Annotated in this window: 7 protein-coding genes and 5 pseudogenes; 1 reads left to right on the forward strand and 11 read right to left on the reverse strand. The window is 57.9% G+C overall.

What is annotated here, in order from left to right; genetic code table 11:
• Nucleotides 1-1,390: 1,390 nt before the first annotated feature.
• The 8 genes and pseudogenes from ML_RS07245 to ML_RS07270 form a co-directional block, all read right to left on the reverse strand.
• Nucleotides 1,391-1,552 carry a hypothetical protein gene (locus ML_RS07245; RefSeq protein ID WP_156517128.1) on the reverse strand — a complete coding sequence of 54 codons (162 nt, stop codon included), beginning with the start codon at nt 1,550-1,552 and terminating at the stop codon, nt 1,391-1,393.
• Between the two features lie 497 nt (nt 1,553-2,049).
• On the reverse strand, nt 2,050-2,199 hold the full coding sequence (locus ML_RS15885) for a hypothetical protein (RefSeq protein WP_231846558.1): 150 nt from the start codon (nt 2,197-2,199) through the stop codon (nt 2,050-2,052).
• Nucleotides 2,200-2,214: 15 nt separating this feature from the next.
• Nucleotides 2,215-2,478: a carboxylesterase family protein gene (locus tag ML_RS15890; RefSeq protein WP_049769765.1), complete on the reverse strand. Its 264-nt coding sequence runs from the start codon at nt 2,476-2,478 to the stop codon at nt 2,215-2,217.
• Nucleotides 2,479-2,656: 178 nt separating this feature from the next.
• Nucleotides 2,657-2,734 carry a carboxylesterase family protein gene (locus ML_RS19005; RefSeq protein WP_231883219.1) on the reverse strand — a complete coding sequence of 26 codons (78 nt, stop codon included), beginning with the start codon at nt 2,732-2,734 and terminating at the stop codon, nt 2,657-2,659.
• A 918-nt stretch (nt 2,735-3,652) separates the two neighbouring features.
• Nucleotides 3,653-3,886, reverse strand: a complete 234-nt coding sequence (locus ML_RS07255) for a hypothetical protein (protein WP_041322791.1) — start codon at nt 3,884-3,886, stop codon at nt 3,653-3,655.
• Nucleotides 3,887-5,252: 1,366 nt separating this feature from the next.
• Nucleotides 5,253-7,579: pseudogene (locus tag ML_RS18010) on the reverse strand (NAD-dependent epimerase/dehydratase family protein); the annotation flags it as partial.
• A gap of 247 nt (nt 7,580-7,826) precedes the next feature.
• Nucleotides 7,827-14,023, reverse strand: a pseudogene (locus ML_RS15915) (type I polyketide synthase); the annotation flags it as partial.
• 274 nt (nt 14,024-14,297) lie between these two features.
• Nucleotides 14,298-14,607 (reverse strand): annotated as a pseudogene (locus ML_RS07270) (hypothetical protein); the annotation flags it as partial.
• A 184-nt stretch (nt 14,608-14,791) separates the two neighbouring features.
• Between ML_RS07270 and rbpA the strand changes: the two are divergent.
• Nucleotides 14,792-15,127 (forward strand): RNA polymerase-binding protein RbpA, encoded by a 336-nt coding sequence (gene rbpA, locus ML_RS07275; RefSeq protein WP_010908338.1) that lies wholly within the window; start codon nt 14,792-14,794, stop codon nt 15,125-15,127.
• Here rbpA and lnt read toward each other — a convergent pair.
• The 3 genes and pseudogenes from lnt to ML_RS15925 all read right to left on the reverse strand — a co-directional run bounded on the left by lnt (nt 15,084) and on the right by ML_RS15925 (nt 19,712).
• Nucleotides 15,084-17,722: pseudogene (gene lnt / locus ML_RS15920) on the reverse strand (apolipoprotein N-acyltransferase). The gene rbpA and the pseudogene lnt overlap by 44 nt on opposite strands.
• Nucleotides 17,723-17,840: 118 nt before the next feature.
• Nucleotides 17,841-19,451, reverse strand: a pseudogene (locus tag ML_RS07290) (amidohydrolase family protein).
• 33 nt (nt 19,452-19,484) lie between these two features.
• Complete coding sequence (locus ML_RS15925) at nt 19,485-19,712, reverse strand: hypothetical protein (protein WP_231846563.1); 228 nt, start codon at nt 19,710-19,712, stop codon at nt 19,485-19,487.
• Between the last annotated feature and the right edge of the window lie 278 nt (nt 19,713-19,990).

Consider the following 19,990-nt stretch of genomic DNA (forward strand, 5'->3'; position numbering starts at 1 on the left):
CGCTGGCACCGATGCACCCGTGCAGAAACCGTCCTGCACGTCGACAATGATCAACGTTCGCATCCGGTCCACCATATCCGCCGTCGCAGTAAACTGCCGTCGCAAACTGCTGTTGATATAGCACGCGGTTTGTTTGCCGGCCAGCCGGATAACCCAACGACCATGTTTATGCGCAGAATCTGCACGACCCCTGTTGTCGGTGATGTTTATAGGCTAAATAGTCGAATCGCTGCTCAATCACAAGTCGGCAGTGGCAGTGCCCGCAGTAGGCGGTCTGCAGGTACTGCCGGATCCCGTTGGCAGCAGTGTTCCGGACGACGCCGAAACGTTCACTCAGATCAATGCGACTGATTCAGATCGGGGGCAGTCTCTGCCGGCCACCGGTTAGCTGCCCCGTCTCACCTCCACCGCGCTTACGTGCACCATGTTAACGGCCAGCCTGGGAGTGCACACGTTCTGGAATAAATACGATCCAGTACGCAAAGCGTAGAAAAGCCGGGAGCTTCTGGCCGACCTTAGCTTTTTGGGCGGACTTGTGACCGCACCGCAGACAAGCCGTCCTAGGGACGGTGCGGCCGCCGGGCGACTAAGCGGATCTCGTAAATGGTGTCTCCAGCGGTGCCGGGATTTGACCACCGGTTGCCCGACGCGGATACTTGCGAAAAGATCGCACATAACCCTGCCGGTCGGCGCCGAAAGTGGCCGCGAAATGCCCATCAGCGCCATCTAAAAGAGCACGCCACTGACCTCAGGCCGCCCGTCCGCACGGCAAGCCAGCCGACACTACGCTAGACTAGCGTTGGTAGACGGGTCAGCAGTTGTAGTCACATGCAAGCGCTGCTGGTAATCACTGATCAGGTTTATCGCTGGCGACTTGGTCTGCTGTGCCAGTTCCTTACTTAATATCAAGATAGAAAATGGGCGATGAATCCGTCCGGCGGCAGCGGCCAACACTGCGACCCGCGCCCCAACCATTCAAAGCAAGTCAACGGGCAATAAACACGATTGGCGGCTATGACAATTTTACTCTCAACCACCACCGGCATGTGCAGCTAGATCCGCGCGCCATCAATACACCGCTAGGAAGCCGCCGATGACAACGTAACAGGCGAAGATAAACCTGCAACACGACCAACGGTTTAGTACATTGTCGCGCTGTCTACGGGTTCTGCCGCACTGCCGAGCCTGGCCAGGAAAGTGACGAAAGTATCGACGATGGCAGCGACATCCTGGCCGTGCTAGTCGATATCTACATTGATGGCCAGGTTAGTCGTCGCCAAGCGATTCTAAAGTGTCGAATTACAAGCGCAACAGGGCGGCCGGTATGAAATGGCAGGACTGAGCGGCTAGTCGACGGCTGATGAGGTCCAGTGATGCGCTGAGATACAAGTCACTCAATATGCGGACAGTGCGCATGCACCTGGTTGCGATACGTTCGTTTGAGCGCTGAACAACTCACCATTGCGCCGTAATGGCAGCTAGCCAGCCATTCGCCGCCCTTCACCAGCCAGAAATGCCGATCGTCGTCGTTGAGCGGTTCCCCGTCGGTCATCGTGACACTATTTTTGCCGGCGGGTGCGAAAAATCAGCGTTAAGGAAGAGCACCCGCATCTGTTACGCGAGCCACGGAGGGCAGCATGCCAGCGATAAGTTGCCCTGCGCCTCGGCGATCTGCCAGAACGCCGAGCTAAAGACAAAGTAACCATCCAGCTGTATGCAGAACGATTGCTTCGGGTAGCCTGGATAGGCGACGGTAATACGTTCACAAGCAGCCAATTCAATGTTGGCTAGTAAACTCTCCGATCATCGTTTCCTCCGTCGGCAACATCTTGAGGAACCTGGTGAACAGCCGGCCCTCTTCGGTGTCGGTGCCAACAATTAGCGGCACCTAACGCACATGACCGGCCCGCATCGCCTAGGCCGGATTCATCGGCAGACAATCGTCGCCAACGACGGGACCAATCTGGTGATGGAGTCCAGCATTTTTCGCATGATCTTGCTCGATCAGAAATTGCTGTGTTGCCACCAGATGGGCCGGGGATGCCTTCATTAGCACGGCACCGGCATCCGGTGCACGCACACTAAAGTAACTTTGGCAAAACACATCGCGAACTCGTCGACAAGCTCTTCCGACCGCACCATTCCCAACACCAGGCTTGCCGAAATCGCCCGATTAAACAGGCCTTTGGCGGCAGGCACCGCAAACAGTGTTGGCTATATTATACACGCTTCGCTTTCACCGAAAATGGTGACACGGACTGGGTCGTCGTCGAACTCCACAATATGGTCTCTCATCGATGGCAACGCCAGCACCAGATCGTGCAAATACAAGTTGCTGTCAATGGTGATATCCGGTCCAGACATCCCAGTACGTCGAGCCGGTAGCTGACTGGAAACGTACCCCCAACCCCGGCGCGCCAATGCAGCGCCGTAGTAGAGTGGGGTTGCCAAGCTGCCCAAGATGTACCCGCCCACCATGGATGCAGACCACGACCGGTGTAGTGGTTCCGCACTGGCGACTTAGGGCGTGACAAAGTTGCATGGGAGGCAGTCCTCGCCCATCGTGCTGGTACTTACCTGATACCTACCATGGTATGGCGACGCTGCTGGGGTACACAGCTGGTAAAGCTGTGACAGCTCAGCACCCCGAACAGGGCTAGGCGGGTTGCGGTGCCCGGAATCGCAGGTGCCCCAGCGGCTGCCGGGAATACGGGATGGAGCGCCAGCGGTACACACCGTCGCGAGTGAAGCTTTCGACGGTGCAGGTGCGGATGGTGCCCTCATGTGCATAATCCGACGGTAGCCAACACTACGAACATAATACGCGAAACATAATACGCGCGCAGTACCTATTCCACCCATACAGGACTTCAGCGACAACCAACACCCCCGACAGTAAGCACACCTTAGGCAGTGCCAACCGCACCGACCGCCGAGGCAGCGATCTCCGATGTCATGGCCTGGACTAAGGCCGGCCATCTAGCCGATCCGGGCTATTATCACAACGCGACGTGCGACGGTGTCATCGCTCCGCTCGATAGTGGCTCGATAGTGACATCGCCTTGACGGCTAAGGCTGTTTCTGCATGACCGATTCCAAACACACCGGCACGCTGACCTGATTGGTCAATCTGACCCAATCTCCTGCCCCGGCTCGAAACAGCTCACGACGAATAGAAAGCCGTTTGGGCCGCCTGCAACGAAACGAATTTGCAGGTCGGGGCCACCTTCCTGGCGATCCAAGTCCGTTCATCAACGACAACAGCCCCGAATTGGTCAACGGGGACTCGTTGTTATTCGGTGACTAGCGTTTGCCTTACCAATCAATCCGGACTGCTCTTTGTCAACTAAACACATCATTCAGCTGCCCAGTTGAGCAACACCGGGATCAAGCCGTTCGGCTGCCTACGATCCGTGCCGCCACTCGAAAGTATCAGCAAAACATTCGGCTGCTTAGTCGACTGTCGTCGTTACAACACCGACTACGTAACATGTCACACCACCGATGTCAACGACTTGATGTTTGGCTGCGGATGCCGTCGCCCACTATAACTGGACAGTATATATGTAATTCTATTTGCAGCGACGGCCTCTACGTATGGCCACCATCTGGATAGCTTTAACAATTCGGCCTCTTCTGCTTCAAGAGTAGTCTATATGAGGATAAAAAACGAGGTGTCTAGAGTGCCCACTTGGGCGCCAGCCAGTTTGGCGCGCGCCGCGTAGGCAAACTGGAGGGTCAGCGCAGTTTCCTTGCGCTGATCTAAAGTAACAGTGTATCTATTAAACAAATCGATCAACTCGGCCGGGTCAATATCGCAGAAATACAGTCGAATTGCATAAGCGCATCCGCGTATTTGGACGGTGCCCTGATAGAGCTCCAGCATTGTTTTTCACTGACTTAGATCCCGGTCGACCAGTTAAAAAATTTCCGGAACTGCGGTGATCATGCTTTCGCTAAGCGAAGCCATAAAAAAGTTACGATCTTCTTGACTATCCTGAGAGAGTCAATAATAGCCGATTAAATTCGGCACGCACGGGATGACAATCAAGCAGATACCAGCTGCCGTAGCTCCGAACATAATGAACCCATAGCTACTGAACCGTAAATTAACTACATTAATCCATCCAAGTTGCTCAAACAACGACACCAAAACCGCTTGCAATGTCATAGAGCCGACAGCCAAAAAAGAGCATGTATAACTGTCGCCACCAGCCCGTTCACAACGTTTCACATCGAGTCGTCCTATTTCTTTGATACACATCTGAAATACTTGTGCGGATAGCACCACAAGAATTACCGTCAATAACCCAAAAACCAATACACTGTCCTATTCATCTGCAACCGCCAAAAAGCATCCTTACAACTCTGGCTTAGGTAGCTGAGACGAGAAAGTCAACAAATAAGATAGTGACCGCTATACAATGATGATGGCGACGGCGATGCGTTTCACTTAGTGAGCGCGTCAACCACAAAGACACGAAATCCATGAACTCGTTAGCCACAAAGATAAACACAACCAAAGATAGCTGTTGTGCTGCCCTCACACTCAGCAGCACACTGCCCGAGAGTAGTCTTTCCACAACCCGCTTGCTAAACAGCGGAGAGACAAAATTAGCACTAGTATATTTTTGAGATATGTCTCAACTGGCTCAGTATTAGCCCAGTTGTAACGTACAGCAAGAACAATCGCCATAAATAATGATAAAAGACCAGACTATACCTCAAGTACAATGATGATCATCGAGGGCGAAAAAAGCTACGCACCACCGAGTGCCCTAGTGAAGACTTCGGCCACGATCATCAGCATAGTCACAAAGCATTTCAGCGTCACGTTCTTGATTGAGGGCTTAGTCCGCACGCCCCAGTACGGCGTGCACGGTCACCGAATCCAGATTGGGCAGGAATTTATGATATAGCTCACTTTTACACTCCTTGCCGTCATCGAACTGTCGGGAACAACCATGTCCCAACACTATATGCCCAAGCTCGTGACACACAGTTTGATCGATGTGATACTCAAAAGTTCCCGGCCTAAGGTAGAATTGACTTATAATCGTCATGCGTCAGCCACAAACCACACAGGCTGCCCATAGGTGCTGCTGTCTTAACCGGAATTAATCTGATCGACCGACCTCTCAACTGAGCCACGTTCCCAAATACAGGTGTCTCGGTCCTAGGGCCCCGCAGGAATCGACAACTTCCGAGCCCACGCGAGCATCCTAGCGTTCTATACTGTCATTCAAAGCTGCCCGCCCGCCGCAGACTCCGACACCGCGCAGGATGCCCCCGGCACCCAACACGCTCGACGACGTGGTCAACGGCTGCCATGTGCCGCTGAATACCGTCGGCGGGATGATGGCTGCCAACCTGTGGTGTTCAGCTCGGCGTCGGGTGGTCAGTCCCGAAACGTCCACCGGGAGTCGGTCAAGTTCGTCGAGCTCGTCGACCAACAGATAGAACACATTATCGGCGGTGTCGAAAACACCGGCATCGGTCAGCCGGCGCCCATACTCACGCAGTAGACCGCGCAGCACCCAGATGACGCGCACCACCCTGTCGCGGCGAACTTCCCGGTCGCGCAGTTGGCGGGCGGCTAACAGCGCAACAGGCATGGCCTGCCGTGGAATCCGCGGATGCTGGGGCGACGGCGCAAGAGGAGCGCTTAACGCCTTGGCCACCATCCGGACTAGTAACTCGGGATTATCAGCGTAACTGGTTGACAGCATCTCGACTTCGGCTGGACCTCGATGCTCGATCAATGCTAGCTCAGCTAGCACGGCGGAATGAAACTCTGGCGCTTCGATTGCCAGCTTGTCAAGGCGCTCCCCCGGTTCGGCCAGCAGGCGTGTCACGTTCGGGTCGAGCCACGCCGCGCGGACCAGTCGTTGCACCGCCTCCACCGATCGCGCACTGACCAATCCTGGCCCAGCCGGAGGTGCGGTCTCTCGCCCACACAGACCGCGCAACAACACGTTGAACGCGGCGCACAACATGAATCACCCCGACGCCAACACCCAGCCGTGCATGACATGATCACGCGCCAAAAAGATCAGACTTAGCAGCCGGCGATCGTCGAGTTGGTTGACATCAACGCCGGCAAGATGTTCCAGATGATCGATATCTTCGATGTAAGTGCTGGTGTCTTGGGATGAACCGGCGCTTAGGCCAACGAGGTTGACACCGAACACCCCCATGTTGCGGAGAATGCGTAGTTTTCCTGTGGACGGGGCAGGATTCCGACGGCGGACGTTGCTTACCAAAGATCGGTAGGGAGCTCATGCTGGGACCAAAGAATCCACTATTGCTTACAATGGTTGCAGGTTTCACGAACGGCACGGTTTCGTGCCATAACATGTCCCGACGTGATGCCTCCGTACAGTCTGTGGGCAAATACCGCGACGGTGCGCATGGAGATTTCGCGCTGAATCACCCCGCCGGGCCGCAACCGCTTGGCGATGCCCACACCCCCGGCGCGCAGGCCCCGCACAGTCACCGATGAAGACGACGGCGAGAACGGACCAGGCAGCGCCTCCGACAAATTTGTGGCCAGGAAAGTAGGGAAACGCGGGTCGATTGGGGTGTCGAATTCGCCGTTACTTCCTTCTGGTCCAGCGAATTTAGGTACCACTTCATCTTCAGACGGCAAATCGACGGCAGGCAAGTGCTGAATATTGGCCAGCAGTCAGGGAACTGACATCAACCGCCCACCCAACGAAAACCGACCGCGGACCGCCAGTGCGAAGTCGTCGATGCATTCATCGACGTTCCAGACCGGCACGAATCCCCACTCATCGCGCAGCCGTGAGGTATCTATCCATGGCGCACTTTGCAAAAAGTCTAGTTCGGCCAAAAGGCCGAGGCGTCGTAGCACCGCCAACCGTGAGCCCAGCTGCACGATCGGCAGCCCGAGTCTGGCGGCAATCTGACGAAACGTCGTCTCGCCTGGCGCCGCAAGATTGACTGGACTACTATTGATCTCAGTATCCATGATTGCGTGGATGAACAACCGAAGCGCGTCGTCGGTGTGGATAACCTGCAGGGCACGATCGGCGCTGATGTCGGGAAGCACGAGCAAGGCCAGCGCCCGGCATACCCAGTTGTCTACTCCTCGGCCGACGACTAGCGCGGATCGAATCGCGAACCACTGCATTCCAGAATTGGCCAACATTTTCTCAACGTGGGCCTTGTGAAGGCCATCAATAGTGGCCGACGTCATAGCATCGTCCCTCGGTTGCTGGCGTCGTTGCCGCACTGTACAAGTGTGCTGAGGAAGCGAAAACGATGCTTCTGGCGCCGGTATATGGTCATCGCGTCCAGGACGTTGGGTACACCCTCTATATTGACCTGGTCCTGTAGGCACCCGTGTCCAGGCGCAGTGAGCTACGACCTCAGCGCCCATGACAGCGCAGCGTACGGCAGCAGTGTCTCGAATGTCCACTGCGACTAAATCAGCTGCACTCGGCTAGCTTTCGGGACGATGGCGGGCGATTCCGACGACATTGTGGCCCTGGCTGAACAGTTTGGCAGCGAGGCTGCGGCCAAGTAATCCACTTGTCCCGGTGACCGTGATTCTCACTGCTGCCTCCTAACTCATGCCTAGTCGTCGTTCATGAACGCAGCGTTAACTAGATCATCGAGGTCCATGTCCGCGATGTTTTCTCCGTAGTCTGCTCGCCGGCCGCCATCATCGCCGTGCCCTCAGCTTCATTTGCCAACCCGAGCAACAGGTCCAACATGACCGACTGCCGAAGACACTTGACAGGAATGGCTGCCACGACCCGCTAGATTTCGGCTTCCCCGGGCACCGCGGCCGGGATGCCTTACTGCACGACACCGACAAGTTCGGTTCGGATGTAGCCGACCAGCGCGGCCGAGTTCGGATAGTCGAAGATGAGTGTGGGTGAAAGCGATAGACCGGTAGCGGTTTTGAGTCGGTTGCGCATTTCGACCGCCGTCAGCGAGTCGAAGTCCAACTCCTGGAAAGCCTTGTTCGGGTCGACTGCTTCGAACATAGTATTACCGAGCACGGTGGCGATGTGGGATCGCACCAGGTCCACCAGAACGGCGTGTTGTTCGTCTTCGGGAAGCCGGTGCAACTGTTTCGCCAAAGCCGATTTCGATTTCATGGTGGCCAGTGAGTCGTTGACCTGACGCCGGTTCGGCACGCTGATTAAGTCGACGAACATCGGAGCCAGCGTGCCCCCATCGAACTTTGCCCGCAACGCAGCAAAGTCGATGTAGGCAGAAAGCAGGAACGGTTGGTCGACAATCAATGCGGTATCCATCAATTCCAGCTCCTGATCCGAGGACATCGCCACAATACCGTCCCTACCGAAGCGGGCCCGGTCGGCGACGCCTAGTTCCCCAGTCATCGCGTTGGCCGGATCCCACAGATCCCATCCCAGTGACATCGCCGGCAATCCCTGTGCCCGCCGATGCACAGCCAACCCATCAAGGAACGAGTTAGTCGCCGCATAATTGCCTTGACCCGACGAACCCACCAGCCCGGCCATCGACGAGAACATGACAAACGCCGACACATCCAAGTTGCGGGTCAACTCATTCAGGTTCCAGGCCGCATCCACCTTAGCCCGCAACACTGCATCCATCCGCTCCGGCGTCAACGAGGAAATCACCGCATCGTCGAGCATTCCGGCTGCGTGGATCACTGCCGACAGCGGCCGCTGCACTCTGATATCGGCAATCACCTTGGCCAAGGCTGTCCGATCCGCAACATCACAGGCCACCACCTGGACCTCTACACCGGTCGCAGCAAGCTCGGCCATCAACTCCACAGCGGCCCGGGGCATCTGGACCACGCCGACTCACCAGCAGCAGATTACGTGCCCCATGGCGGGCCACCACGTGACGAGCCAACGCCGAACCTGCCATTCCGGTACCACCAGTGATCAATACGGTGCCTGCCGCCCACGCATCCGGCATCATCTATTACGACCTTGCCGACATGGCGCGCCTGACTCAAATATCGCAACGCGGCGGGCGCACGTCGCACGTCAAACGTCTTTACCGGCAACGGTCGCAGCACCCCGGCATCAAATAGTGCGGCTAACTCAAGCATGTATTGGTGCATCCGAGAACGGCCTGGCTCGGAGAGATCGAAAGCGCGGTAACGCACACCCGGGTATGCCTGGGCGATGACATCGGGATCGCGGATATCAATCTTGCCCATCTCCAAGAACACCCCACCGAGGGCAACAAGGCGCAACGAAGCATCCACGAAATCGCCTGCTAGTGAGTCCAGCACCACATCCATGCCGCACCCGCCGGTGACCGACCGGAATTTGCCCTCAAACTCCAAGCTGCGTGAATCAGAGATGTGATCGTCGTCAAAACCCATAGCCCGCAAGGTGTCCTACTTACCTCGGCTAGCATTGGAGAACACCTCCAACCCCAAATTCCGGGCCAACTGCACCGCCGCCATCCCCATACCTCCGGTGGCAGCGTGCACCAACATCCGCTGGCCTGGCTTCACAGCAGCCAAGTCCATCAGCGCGTTAATAAGTGGTGGCGAAAACCACTGACATACCGGCTGCTTCTGCGTTCGACCAATCAGCGGGTATGGACAGTAGCAGCCAGACGTCGGCGGCTACCAAAGTTCCGGTGCCTTCCGGAAAGAGTCCCATCACCCGATCGCCGACCGCAAACTCGGTCACTTCCGGGCCGACTTCCACCACCACGCCGGCTACTTCACTGCCGAGCAGTGCATCATGAGTAAACATGCCCAATGTGATCATGATGTCGCGAAAGTTAGCGGCGATCGCGCGAATGGCTACCCGAACCTGGCCAGGACCCAACTGCACATCAGCATTGGGAACGGGTTCCAGCTGGAGATTTTCGAAGGTTCCCGCACTGCTGATACCCAACCTCCAGGGGCCGTCCCCGGGCGGCACCAAGACACCGTCAACCGCGCGGCTGCCATGCACCCGCGCGGTGTACACTTGCCCACCACGCAACAACACCTGCAGCTCGCCGAAAGCCAATACCGCACTCTACCGCTGCATCATCAAGGGATGCATCGGAATCAACCAGCACAAGCCGGCCGGGATGCTCAGTCTGTGCCGACCGCACCACCCCCCACACCGCTGCGCCTGCTAAATCGATAACGTCCTCCCCTGGCAACGCGACGGCACCCCGGGTCACCACCACCAGCACTCCAGAGTCGCTCTTGATCAACCAGGACTGCAATACTCCGAGCACAGACCGCGTAGAAGCGTATACCTCCGCCACGACATCACTGCCGACTGGCACCACCTCGAACACTACTGCCTGCAGCGCAGCTTCGCTGGCGTCTTCCTCCTCCAAATCCATTGTTCACCAAGGACGCACCGATATCGGCGTTGGTGTAGTTTCAGGCTGCGCCGACCATACCACCTCAAAGAGCCGTTCCGGAACCGAATTCGACACCGCGGCCAACAACTGCTGACCGGTAATCTGCTGGGCCACCATAGATGTCAACGAAAGTACTGGAAGCCCTAAACCATCGACCAACTCAATCGACACCGATGAAGTTCCGGTCAGACTCGTCGGCGCGATCCGCACTCGTACCGCCGACGCACCGGTAGCATGCAACGAAAAACTTTGCCAGGAGAACGGCAAAACTAGTTCGGCCGTTGGGTTGGCTATAAGCATGGCATGCAAGGCCGCATCTAATAATGCCGGGTGAATCCCGAAGCCAGCCACCGATACCTCAGTATCGACGGGCAACTTCACGTCGGCGAACAGTTCGTCGCCGCGCCGCCACATCGCAGTCAAGCCACGGAAGACAGGGCCATAGCCGTAGCCACGCTCGGCCAAGCGCTCGTAGCCATCAGCCATGTCCACTGCGACCGCACCCGCTGGTGGCCACACCGACATGTCCACACTCGACTCAACCGACCCCGAGCCCAATGCGCCCTCAGCGTGACATACCCATTCGGAACCGGCATCGGTCCGCGAAAAAATCGAAATACTGCGATGCCTTCGCTCTTTCGAGTCTTGAGGGGCCCCAAGACGACTTGCATCGCAAACGAAACCAGCCCAAAATTCCTGGCTGACAATATCAACGGCGCCTGGAACGTCAGCTCATTGACCACCAAACAGCCGACTTCATCACCGGCGCGAATCGCAAGCTCTAGAAATGCCGCAGCCGGGAACATCACCACACCGGACACAGCGTGGTCGGCCAACCACCCCTGCATATTAGGCGACAACCGTCCCGTCAACACCACCCCGCCTGAGGCCGGAAACTCCATCACCCCGCCTAGTAACGCATGTTCGCTGGCTTTCAATCCCAAGCCGATAACATTAGCCACCACACCATCGCCAGAGAGCTAAAACCGCTTATGATCAAAGGAATACGTGGGGAACTCGACGAAGTTGGCCTGGCCCAGCACAGCGCGCCAATCCACGCTAACGCCCGCAACGAACACGGAGGCGACCGGCGTCAAGAACCGCTCGAGTCCGCCGTCTTTCCGCCCCAAGGTGAGAACAACGACAGGCTCGATGTCCCCTTCGACACAGTCGTTCACGGTGTCCTAAATTCCGGCGATCAACGCGGGATTTGGACTAGATTGGATGAATGTGCGATACCCGTGCTTATATGCGCTGAGCACCGCCTGGTCGAACTCCACGGTATGCCGAATGTTTCTATACCAGTACTCAGCATTTAAATCTTCTGTGTTCAAACGAGATCCAGTTACCTTCGAGAAGAAGCCGATAGGCGAGAGCTTCGGCTCGATACCAACCAGTACAGCGGCCAGTGTCACTACGAATAGTCTCAACCTCAACCGAATGCGAAGGGTAATCCACGTCGATGCGGCGGGTGCGCAGATCCTGGTCGGCGCAGAGCTGAATCAGTGCCTTCAGCGCAGTTATTTCACCCGACACCACAACCGCCGAACGGCCGTTGACAGCAGCGATGCTGATCCTTTTTCCAAAGGAAGCCAGTAATTCCCGAGCCCGCTGAACTCCGCATGCAACGTCTACCATACCGCCCGATCCGGCCAACGAGGTCAGCAATTTGCTGCGCAGCGTGACCACCTTTGCGGCATCCCGCAAGGACAGCGCACCGGCGACGTACGTAGCTGCGATTTCACCCTGAGAATGGCCGATCACAGCATCTGGACGTACCCCGACCGACTTCCGTAGTTCGGCCAACGACACCATCACCGCGAACAGCACCGGCTGCACCACGTCCACCCGATCCAGACTCGAAGTGCCCGGCAAGTCACGAAGGATGTCGGTTAGCGACCAATCCACAAACTCCGCGAAAGCATCCGCGCACGCTTCGATCTGTTGTGCGAATACCGGTGCAGTGTCGAGTAATTCTACACCCATGCCGAGCCATTGGGCTCCTTGGCCGGGGAAAACGAACACGGTCTTGCCCCCAGGTGTGGCGGTACCCCGAATGACCGACCCGAGTTCATTAACTGCCAACTCGTCTAACCCAGCCAGCAACCGGTCCCGATCACTACCAACCCCACAACCGCCCGATGCTCAAAGGTCGAACGACACGCCAGCGTCCACCCCACATCGGCAACATCAAGCTCGCCATAGGCACGCACATGCTCGGCTAACCGAGCCGCCTGTTGGGTCAGCGCAGCCTGGCTTTTAGCCGACACCACCCACGGCACCACGGGGATCTCAACGAACCGTCGCGGCTCGGTGGGCACGGACTCGATGATCACATGCGCGTTGGTGCCGCTAATCCCGAACGACGACACCCCAGCCCGACGCAATCGACCATTGGCCGACTGATCCTTCCAAGGCCGCACCTCGGTAAACAACGACACCGACCCCGCCGACCAATCCACATGCGGACTAGGCACATCGACATGCAACGTTGCCGGCAACACCTCATGGCGCATCGTCAACACCATCTTGATTACACCAGCCACCCCCGCAGCAGCCTGCGTGTGACCCATATTCGACTTAATTGAGCCCAACCACAAAGTCTCATCCGAATCTCGCTCTTGCCCATAGGTTGCCAACAACGCCTGCGCCTCAATCGGATCACCCAACATCGTCCCAGTCCCATGGCCCTCCACTACATCAACATCAGCCGCTGATAACCCCGCATGAGCCAAAGCCGCACGCATCACCCGCTGCTGTGACGGACCATTCGGCGCACCATCCTGATTAACCGCCGAACCTCGCACCACCGCCAACACCGGATGCCCCAACCGCCGCGCATCCGATAAACGCTCCACCACGAGTATGCCGCCGCCCTCAGAGAACCCGACACCATCGGCAGCCCCAGCGTAAGCTTTGCACCGACCACCCGGGGCAAGGCCGTGGTGCCGGCTGAACTCTACAAAGACTGTCGGCGTGACGTTGACAGTCACGACGCCGGCCAGCACCAAATCGGACTCACCGGAACGTAGCGACTGCACCGCCATATGCAACGCAACCAACGACGACTAACATGCCTTATCCACCGACACCGCCGGACACTCCAGACCCAGCACATACGACACACGCCCCGATGCCACACTGGTGGACTGCCCGGCCAACCGGTAGCCCTCGATCTCCTCAGCGAGCATCCCGTACCCTTGGGTATACACCCCGGTGGCACTGCCCCGCAACCCGGCAGGATCAATCCCAGCCCGCTCTAACGCTTCCCAGCTTAGCTCAAGCAGCATCCGTTGCTGCGGATCCATCGCCAACCTCTCACTAGGCGCTATGCCAAAGAACACAGGGTCGAAGTCGGCAACACCGTCGACAAAACCACCGGTACAGGTGTTGCACGTACCCGGAACATCGGGGGCGGGGTTATACAGACTGGCCGAGTCCCAACCACGATCGGTCGGAAACTCCGACATAACATCCCGGCCGTTGGCGACCATTTGCCACAGGGCCTCCGGGGAATTCACCCTACCTGGGAAGCGGCACGCGACATACCGACGATCACGATCGGGTCGTTAGACCGCTCTAGCAACGCCCGGTTGGTACACTTTAAGCGTTCAACCTGGACCAGTGCTTTGCGCAACGCTTCAGTCGCATGCTGAAGTTGATCAACCACTACAAACCTCGCCTAAACATCTATTGGTCTCAAAACGCCGAATGCGGTTCTCGCCAAGTCACAATAGGGTTCTGCACGAAGCGACGTCGTTGTTTTTTCGACCGGTATCGCTTTTTCAACCAGTTCTCGCTGCTCTCTGACCCAAGAAATGTCGCTGGTGAGCATGGCCAACTCCGGCAGGATTTCAAAACGTCGAATACTCCCAGTTTCCATGAATCGAATTGCCGCGGTGTCTACGCCGCCACAAAATCGCGGGGCCAGGCACGCTAGACACCCACACGTCGGCAACCCTGGCAGCCTGGATCAGCACCTCACACAGTTCACGCAGTTCAATCGAGCTGGCTCCTTGCATCAAGATCTTCCGCTGCCCATCGCACCTGATACATGCGATCCGACAGGTCGGCCGACAACACGACTGCGCCCGCTGGAAAAGTCCCAGCCTCACCACGGTTCACTAAGGCCCGTTGCTCGTACACGCGCTGCCGGCAAGACTGCCGACAGTATTGGTGGCACCGACTCATCCCGACATCGGTCACATCTCGACCACACCAGGGGCATGGTTGGGGCCGGAAACGACGCGTCACGCCTGTCGAGTTTAGTCCGCTAGTCCGTTAAGGTGCGCGAACCCGGGGTATCCTTGATGTTCACGTCGCGTGCCCCTACGTGCCAGTTCGGGAACTACACGAACCCTCGTAACGTTTGGCAGACGAAAAGAACCATCCGCACAGGAGCCAAGAGCTCACAGCACTATTTAAGGAGAGTATGCCGATGGCTGATCGAGTCCTGAGAGGCAGTCGCCTCGGTGCCGTGAGCTACGAGACCGATCGCAACCACGATCTCGCGCCACGTCAGATAGCGCGGTACCGCACCGACAACGGCGAGGAGTTCGAAGTGCCCTTCGCTGACGACGCTGATATACCCGGTACCTGGCTGTGTCGCAACGGCATGGAAGGCACCCTGATCGAGGGTGACCTGCCTGAGCCGAAGATGGTCAAGCCCCCGCGTACGCACTGGGACATGCTGTTGGAGCGCCGCTCCATCGAGGAGCTCGAAGAACTACTCAAGGAGCGCTTGGACTTGATCCGGTCCCGCCGCCGCGGCTGACCGAGTTATACGCACGCCCTGTTCGAGCGCGTTGGATTCGTCCATCGATACCCCATCGAGTCACTTTGACCAGTGCCTCGCGAATGTTGGATCCGCTCATTTTAGACAGACCAAATTCACGCTCGGTAAAAGTAATCGGCACTTCGATGATCACGAACCCGTTGTTCACAGTGCGCCAAGTGAGATCGATCTGGAAGCAATAACCCTTTGAGGCCACACTGTCAAGATCGATTGCCTCGAGCACTTCGCGGCGATAGGCACGATAGCCGGCGGTGATGTCGTGGACGTCGATGCCGAGCGCCAACCGCGAATATTTGTTGGCCGTCTTAGACAAAGCCAGGCGCTGCCACGGCCAGTTCCGCACTGTCCCCCCATTGACATAGCGCGAACCGATAGCAAGGTCGGCTCCGGCGTCGACGGCACCGAGTAGACGGTGTAGTTGTTCGGGCGCGTGACTTCCGTCCGCATCCATCTCCACCAGCACCGAGTAGTCCCGACTCATACCCCAGGCAAACCCTGCTAGATACGCCGTACCCAGACCATCCTTAGTGGTGCGGTGCATCACGTGGGTACAACCCGGGTCGACCTGTGCCAGCTCGTCGGCAAGTTCTCCAGTGCCATCGGGACTGCCGTCGTCCACAATGAGCACGTGTATCTCTGGGTATGCGTCCTTTAGTCGCCCATGGGTCACCGGAAGGTTCTCCAACTCATTGAATGTGGGGATGATTACCAGGACGCACTGACTGGGACGATTACCCGATATCTTGCGCGCAGGCTGGCCGGTGATCATTTAGCTCCTTTGTGTCGCCCGAAATAACGTGGCTTTTGGCCGCCCTTATAGATAGAGCGGAGTGTAGTCACCAGCCGGCTCAGGTGGATTAGCGGTCGATCCCCCAGGCGGAGTGTCAACGCCTCCCTAACATTCGCCTGGCGTACCCGAGTCTTCAGACTCGCCGATGACCCTAGACCCAAAACGATACGGGAGCGGGAACCATTATTGTGCCGCATGGCGGCGAGCACGATCGCTCCAGCCGTTCCGACTAGGATCCACTGCAAGGTCAGACCCCAGCAAGTTGCTGGAGTCAGCTTCGCCTTAAGACGCACCTGCATGTCCAGATATGCGGGCACAAAGAAGTCGGTGCGGACCAATTCGCTGCCGTCCGGCGCAATCACCGAGCTGATCCCGGTGGTGCCGGTAACCACCACATATCGGTCGTGCTCCACAGCTCGGACTTTGGCGAAGGCCAACTGTTGCTCACTCATCGTTTTGTTGAAAGTAGCGTTGTTGGTGGGCGCCGCCAGCAATTGGGCGCCATTGAGGACAGCTTTTCGCGCAGCACGGTCAAAGATCACTTCCCAACAGGTGGTCACCCCGATAGGTACCCCCGCGATACGCACGACACCACTACTTTGACTTTGGCGGGGCACGATGTGGCTCACCCGGTCGGCATACTTAGAAAGACGCTTAAAAAGCCACGGCATCGGCAAATACTCGCCGAAAGGTTGCACAATTTCCTTGTCATGGCGATCAGCCGGTCCGGTGCCAGGATTCCAGACAATCACTGTATTGGTGTACTCGGGGGCTTGTGGTACAGGGCCTTGGACATCAAGCACGGTGCCGACTAAGATCGGCGCGTCAATCGTCGCGGCCGCCACCGTGATCTCTTGCCCAGCATCGCCATTGACTAGTGGATCGATATCCGACGCATTCTCGGGCCAGATCACGAATTGAGGTTGCGGGACGATTCCAGCACGCACGTCCTCGGCCAGTCGCAGCGTCTCATGGACGTGGTTGTCCAGCACAGCTCGGCGTTGCGCGTTGAAGTCAAGACCGAGCCGCGGTACGTTGCCCTGTACTGCCGCGACAGTAATCACAGGTTCGCCGCCCGATCCTGCACCCGCGTGCCGCACCTGGGGCCAAACAACGACGACGGCCAGCAACACCAGGCACACACAAACACCTGGCAGCACCACCGCCGGCGGTGGATCGCTTCTATTCGACTGACCACTGCTTCGCCACCACTTAACGACTTCTAATGCGATCGCGGTAGTGCTGCATCCCACCAGCACAATCGCCATCGAGAGCAACGGAGCGCCACCGAGTTGAGCCAATGGCAGTAACGGGCCATCGGCTTGGCCGAAGGCCACCGACCCCCAGGGAAAGCCGCCGAACGGAACGACCGACTTCAACCACTCTTGCGCCGCCCACACCACCGCAAACCAGATCGGCCAACCCGGCAGCGGGCCCACTACGACAGCGAGCAGGCCAAAAAAACCGGGCAAAAACGCGGCTGCGGTCGCCAGCGCCCACCAGGGCGTGGCACCCACAAGACTGCTGATCCACGACAACAACGGCAGATAGAACGCTAACCCGAACAGAAATCCATAGCCCAGACCACCTACAGGTGTCGTAGTTGGGTGCGTCAAGACCCAAGCCAGCAGCGCGAAGGCGACAACGGCGGCCCACCACCAGTTCAGCGACGGGAAGCTGGCGCAAAACAGCAAACCGGCCACCACGGCAACAACCAGCCGTGGCAGACGCGGCACCAGCATAGCCCAGGTAGCGGGTACCCGTGCTACCGTCGCAACACCCATTTGCGCGAGTGCGTGACACACTGTGGCACGCAGCTTAACGACCCGGCTGGGTACCGCAAGCGTAGCGAAGGCGCCGTTCACCGGGTCGTCATCGACTGGGTCAATCTCGATGATTTCATCAACCATAGATCACAGCACCCCAGGGCACGGTTTGGCAGCAACGCGGTACGGCGTCGGTCGAGCCCAGCCACGGAAAGCGGGGCACCCACGAACGTAGGTCAGGAGACCGTTGCTGGACGGCGTAGCGCGGCGCACCGACGTCAATGGCCTCGGCGTCCCACACAGCATAGGACACCGGCTTGTCAGAAACCAGGGCGCCAATCTTGCCGTCGCGGGCAACACCTGCCCACCAGCCGCCTCGGGTAGCGCCAGCGAATGTTGCTCGCGCCGAGACTGCGCTTCCGGGAGTGTAGTGATTGACCGCTGCCTGCACGCTGACCGACAGATCAAGACTTGTTACCGGGATATCTAAATCTAGCGCAAGGAGCATGCCGTGGGATGCTAACAGCGCTAGCAGGTTGAGTTCACTGCATCGCTTTACACCCAGGTGAGGGGCGTACGTGCCGTTGCCGCCGTCCCAGAGCACATCAAAATTCAGTTGCACACTGGCGATGAGACCCGAGCGCCCAGTTTGGCCACCTGATCCGTGGCCACTACAATAAATGTGCTCCAAACGGTGCCTACACCGGGCCAGCGCTCCCACCTTCAGGTTCACGACAACCCCTTCGAAAGCGGCGACCACCGCCGAGACTGCCGCATCGCCGATGATGTGAAACTCCGCCGTCACCTGCGCCTCGGTACAAGCTTGCAAATGCGCTTCAATAACGTCGGGCTCGAGGTAACAGGTGACCGTCCGATCCGGCGCATCCGTATACGGCCGGTGTAGCCAGGCAGCACGCAATCCTAGGGTCCCGCCGACGAACAGGTCACCGACCCAAACCGCGAGCCCCAGTCTCGTTCACCAGTGCGCAAGCAGCTACCCTTGTGATCAAGGCTCACCCCGGGTAACCGATTACTTCGACGCCATAACTGGGGGCACGAACTTGCAGCCAGTCGTCGAGCCCGTCAATGTTGGAGCTGGCGCATTCGTGCACCGCGACGATGCCCGCTGCTGCCACCGCTAGCGCCATGAGCCAGGCATCGGCTAACTGCGGGGTGATTAGTTAGGTCACAAGCAGCGGCTCACGCCAGGTGATGAGCGTCGCCGGTCAGCGGCTGCTGGGCCACGAAACCAGCCGCCTCCACTAATTCCGGGACCAGCCGCCACAGCCCAGTAGAAGCCAACGCGGAATGCACGTCTACGCGTGCTATGTAGGCGGGCCGCTCACCGCATCCAGATCATTGGTGCTCGGCGCAGTGCGATTGGGCTACGCCTATTCGTCCCACCCGTGCCCCCACACCGGTTGGTTCGAGAATAGGCGACCGTGTTATATCGGTGACTATCTGAATATAGTGCGCGCACGAGACAGCTGGGTGCAGATCCAGTCCACTGAACATCAGACCAGTAGCGCTCAGGTGAATATGGCTGTCCATTAACCGCGGCTCCACGAATACCATCACCATCATCGATATCCCTCCACGTAAGCGTCCGGAAACTGGCTGTGACCGATATCGTCGCTGCCTAGCCAGCCGACAAAGATCACCACGCACCACCATCACAGTGGCATCTGGGTGGTTGGGGCTTGTACACATAGCCGTTCACCAACAGCCTGGTGGAAGTCCGAGTCAGACCGCAAAACTACATGGGGTCCAGGGTTAGGTATTAGGGCAAGATCGGTGCTTCGACGTCTAACACGTCAATGACCTCACCCTCGATGCAGTCGTGACCATCGCCGGCAACCGTCGTATCGGTGACCAGTGGCATCCGTTGCCGGAAACTACGCACGGCAAGTGCGGTCAATCCGGGACTAGCAACCGCTCGATTCGAGCGGTTGCTAGTCCCTAACGCCGTGATAACCAATCCGGTAATCAGCGCCAGAATCGTGGCCACAGTAACCACCGCACCGTCGTTACTGTGGTGCACAGTTCAGCGAGACCCGACCGCAGCTGCACGAGCCGAGCACGAATCTGCCACCCGCCAAGCAGGTCCACGAGGTCTCACCCAAGCACGACTGACAGCCAACAGGGGCCCAGCCAAACACGATCACCGACACCAACGCAAAAATCGCCGCCAGCTCGACAACCACGTAAATCAGGAACAACTTGCCGCACCATGTGATGCCAAGGTGTGTTGAGCTACGCTCAGATGTGCCTTGTAGGCACATCTGA

The sequence above is a fragment of the Mycobacterium leprae TN genome (assembly GCF_000195855.1).
Lineage (GTDB): Bacteria > Actinomycetota > Actinomycetes > Mycobacteriales > Mycobacteriaceae > Mycobacterium > Mycobacterium leprae.

What these genes read in the sequence shown, in the direction of transcription:
- ML_RS07245 (WP_156517128.1), bottom strand. Translation starts at nt 1,552, where the DNA reads ATGACCGACGGGGAACCGCTCAACGACGACGATCGGCATTTCTGGCTG.
- rbpA (WP_010908338.1), top strand. Translation starts at nt 14,792, where the DNA reads ATGGCTGATCGAGTCCTGAGAGGCAGTCGCCTCGGTGCCGTGAGCTAC.
- ML_RS07255 (WP_041322791.1), bottom strand. Translation starts at nt 3,886, where the DNA reads ATGCTGGAGCTCTATCAGGGCACCGTCCAAATACGCGGATGCGCTTAT.
- ML_RS15890 (WP_049769765.1), bottom strand. Translation starts at nt 2,478, where the DNA reads ATGGTGGGCGGGTACATCTTGGGCAGCTTGGCAACCCCACTCTACTAC.